Origin of the sequence: Burkholderia sp. LMU1-1-1.1, assembly GCF_040675865.1 — a bacterium.
GTDB lineage: Bacteria > Pseudomonadota > Gammaproteobacteria > Burkholderiales > Burkholderiaceae_D > Rugamonas.
This window is the reverse complement of the sequence record NZ_JBEGHG010000033.1, coordinates 1-3,391: the sequence shown is the minus strand read 5'-3', so window position 1 is coordinate 3,391 and position 3,391 is coordinate 1. Positions and strand designations below refer to the sequence as shown.

Here is a 3,391-nt window from a genome sequence, read left to right as displayed (position 1 = left end):
TTTCGTAGCGCCTATTTCATTACTTCTTGTGAACATTTGATATTTTAAGTATCGCGGAACCGAGGCTCCGCGTGCACTTTCATCAAACGTCCACACTTATCGACTGTTAATTTTTAAAGAACTTGTTTGGTACTGCGTCGCTAACAAATCGTTTTGTCTGTCAGCGAAGAAGGAAGAGTATGAATCGTTTAGACCGTTTCGTCAACCCTCTTTTTTGCCCCGCTTCACTCTGCAACACCTTGTTTTGTGTGCACCGTTTTGCGAGGAGGCGAACTATAGCAAAGCAGGAGGTGAACTGCCAAGTTTTATTTTTCACTTTATGCCGCAGCCCGGTCAAGATCCGGCGAGTTAAAAAAGAGTAACCTTGGCCCATCACAATTTTGGGGAACGCCAATGAATCTACGCGTTGCAATACTCGCCCTGGCCGACAAGCACGACCTGTCGCCAGACGCCGGCCTCCGGCTCAAGCAACTTGCCGCGCTGGACGCGCCGCCGCCATCGCTGCTGCGCTACTTGCCATTCGGCCTGGCCGTGCTGTCCGCTGTGCTGGTGGGTCTCGGCCTCGTGTTCTGGGTGGCCGCCAATTGGGACACGCTACCCCGCTCCGTCCGCTTCATCTTGATCGAGGCGTTCGTGCTCGCTACGCTGATTGGCGCCTGGCGCTTCCCTGTCGCCCGCGTGCCGCTGTCCTTGTTGGGCTTTATCGCTTGCGGTGGCCTGTTCGCCTACTTTGGCCAGACCTACCAGACCGGCGCCGATCCCTGGCAACTGTTCGCCCTGTGGGCGGCGCTCACCTTGCCGCTATGCCTGGGCGTGCGACACGATGTGCTGTGGGTTTCATGGGTGATCGTTTCCCTCACGGCAGCCCAGCTGTTTTTCCAGGTGCGGACCAACGGCTGGTGGTGGAGCTCGGAGCTATCGCTTCAAAGCAGCCTGGGCTCATGGGTGCCGGCCATCGTTCTGGCACTCCTGCTCCGGTTTGCACCGCGCGCCTGGGTTGGCGCTGGAGAAGGAACCGGGACCGGACCTTGGCCGGTGCGCTTGAGTATGATTTACGCGATCATCGGACTGGTGGCAATGTCCGTGCGCAGCCTGTTTTACATCGCCGGCAGTGGCTTCTATCCAATCTCGCTGCTCATCGTCGCGACCCTGGCCTTTGTCTTCAGCCGGCGCGGCCTGTTTGATATTTTTATTCTCAGCGCGCTCGGTCTCGGCGCCAACGTGCTGGCCGTGTGTGGCTTGATACAACTTCTGGTGGAGGCGCGCAGCGATGAGATCGGAGCGTTGCTGCTGATCGGATGCGTTGCGGCCGCCATGCTGGCCGGTACCGTCAAGCTGATCATCCACCTGGCGCGCGTACAGACCGGGGAGCGCATCTTATGAGCAAGCGTTTGCAGGAGTTGATACACGCCGCGACTGCCGAAGGCATCCTGCCTCCCGACACGGCCCCAAAAGAAACCGCACGGCCGTGGCCGGTCATACTCATGACGGGACTCGGCGCATGGCTGGCGGCCGTGCCGCTACTAGGCGTGTTGTTCATGATCTTGGGCGGCGCCCTGGAGCGAGGCGTGCTGTGCTACGTAGTTGGGGCCGTCTTCCTGTACGGCGCCGTTCACCTCTTACGATCCCGGACCGTGTCGCCATTTGTCGAACAATTGGGTTTGCCGGTGCTACTGGTCGGCGGCGCCCTGCTCGTGTACGGACTGTTCCGCGACCTGCCCTATGTGGCGGCCGAAGCGTTGCTGCTCCTGGTCGTCGTCGGTACGGCGTGGCTGGTGCCGCAGCACTGGTTGCGCGTGCTTCTGGGCGCGCTCGCCGCCATGGTCTTCATCCTGATGAGCACCAACCATCAGAATTCGGATCAGCAAAATATCTGGGGAGGCACATTGATTGCGCTGGTGCTGTGGCTGATCGCGGCATACTTCGCCGACACCCACGCTCCGTCCAGCCAAAGTGCGCGCAAGATGATCCTGATCGAGGCCATGTCCACCGGCTGGATCCTGCTGACCCTGGCGGCATTGGCCTACGATTCCGGAGCGACATTCCTTTCTCCGGCGGCGCTGGGGCATCTGCACGACGCGGGCGAACTGGCGGGGTTGCGGTATTCGCTGACCAAGATGGTCTCCAGTCTGCTGGCGATCGCCGGCGCCGCCTGGCTCGGCCGTTGCTGGCCCGCGCTGCGCGCTCCGCGTTATGCGGCGGCGGCCGCGATTCTGGCCATTATGTCCTGGCTGATACCTGGGTTGGGCGCGGCCCTGCTTGCACTGTCGGCTTGCATCGGCAGCGGTCGTTGGCGCCTCGCGGTGGCCAGTGCGGTCGCGGCGTCCTGGATAGTCGGCACCTTCTACTACCAGTTGGACGTCTCATTGGCCACCAAAGCCGCCATCATGGCCATCACGGGTGCGGCGTTTGGCGTGAACGCATGGTTGAGCTGGAACGCCAGCGCGCGCGAAGCCGCCGCCACGGCTGTGCCCGCACAGGCCTCCGCCACAACGCCGGCACAGCGCGCGGGCATCGCTGCGTCGCTGTTGCTGACCTTGATGGTGGCCAACGGCGCGATCTGGCAAAAAGAAGCGCTGATCAGCACCGGCAAGCCTGTATTTATCGCACTCGCGCCCGTCGATCCCCGCTCACTGATGCAGGGCGACTATATGACGCTCAATTTCCAGATGCCGGCCCTGGACAGGGAGGAAACTGGCGCATTACGGCGCGCCATGGTCATCGCAAAGGTCGATGATCGGGGCGTGGCGGTGATGCAGGGCCTGGCCGTCGCAAGGTCACTGGCGCCGGATGAAATCCTGATCGAGCTGGTGCAGACGGGAAGCGGCCTGCGCCCCGCCACCAACGCCTGGTATTTCAAGGAGGGCGAAGCGCCGCGCTGGTCCCAGGCGAAGTACGGGGAATTCAGGATCGATGACAAGGGACGGGCGCTGCTGGTCAATTTGCGGGGTGCGAATCTGGAACAGCTATAACGCCGCCCACAATGAAAAAAGCCCCACCAGCGTTGCGCGCTCGGTGGGGCTTTTAAGTATAACTAGCTTGACGATAACCTACTTTCACACTGGTTGCAGCACTATCATCGGCGCAGAGTCGTTTCACGGTCCTGTTCGGGATGGGAAGGGGTGGGACCGACTTGCTATGGTCATCAAGCATTGACCGGTACTACTGACGTCGCGTTTCCGCGCCGCTTAAAATCTTGGGGATGAAAAGACCCCCATCTGCACCGACGCGTTCTTGCGCATTCAGGCGGATGGGGGCTTTTCTATATAACTAGCCTGACGATAACCTACTTTCACACTGGTTGCAGCACTATCATCGGCGCAGAGTTGTTTCACGGTCCTGTTCGGGATGGGAAGGGGTGGGACCAACTTGCTATGGTCATCAGGCATTG

Annotated in this window: 2 protein-coding genes and 2 rRNA genes; 2 read left to right on the top strand and 2 right to left on the bottom strand. The window is 60.5% G+C overall.

From position 1 onward, the window contains the following. The first annotated feature begins 393 nt into the window (after nt 1-393). Together MRBLMU1_RS21585 and MRBLMU1_RS21580 are read left to right on the top strand one after the other, a co-directional pair. Entirely contained in the window at nt 394-1,383 is a 990-nt protein-coding gene (locus tag MRBLMU1_RS21585; protein ID WP_363505527.1) for a DUF2157 domain-containing protein, read from the top strand. After that, nucleotides 1,380-2,972 (top strand): GDYXXLXY domain-containing protein, encoded by a 1,593-nt coding sequence (locus MRBLMU1_RS21580; protein ID WP_363505524.1) that lies wholly within the window; start codon nt 1,380-1,382, stop codon nt 2,970-2,972. The genes MRBLMU1_RS21585 and MRBLMU1_RS21580 overlap by 4 nt, the downstream gene beginning before the upstream one ends. Before the next feature lie 65 nt (nt 2,973-3,037). Here MRBLMU1_RS21580 and rrf (MRBLMU1_RS21575) read toward each other — a convergent pair. After that, a 5S ribosomal RNA gene (gene rrf / locus MRBLMU1_RS21575) occupies nt 3,038-3,150 on the bottom strand. A 123-nt stretch (nt 3,151-3,273) separates the two neighbouring features. Then, nucleotides 3,274-3,386 (bottom strand): 5S ribosomal RNA (gene rrf / locus MRBLMU1_RS21570). Nucleotides 3,387-3,391: the final 5 nt, after the last annotated feature.

Coding starts and splice junctions, on each gene's coding strand:
- MRBLMU1_RS21585 (WP_363505527.1), top strand. CDS start 394: ATGAATCTACGCGTTGCAATACTCGCCCTGGCCGACAAGCACGACCTG.
- MRBLMU1_RS21580 (WP_363505524.1), top strand. CDS start 1,380: ATGAGCAAGCGTTTGCAGGAGTTGATACACGCCGCGACTGCCGAAGGC.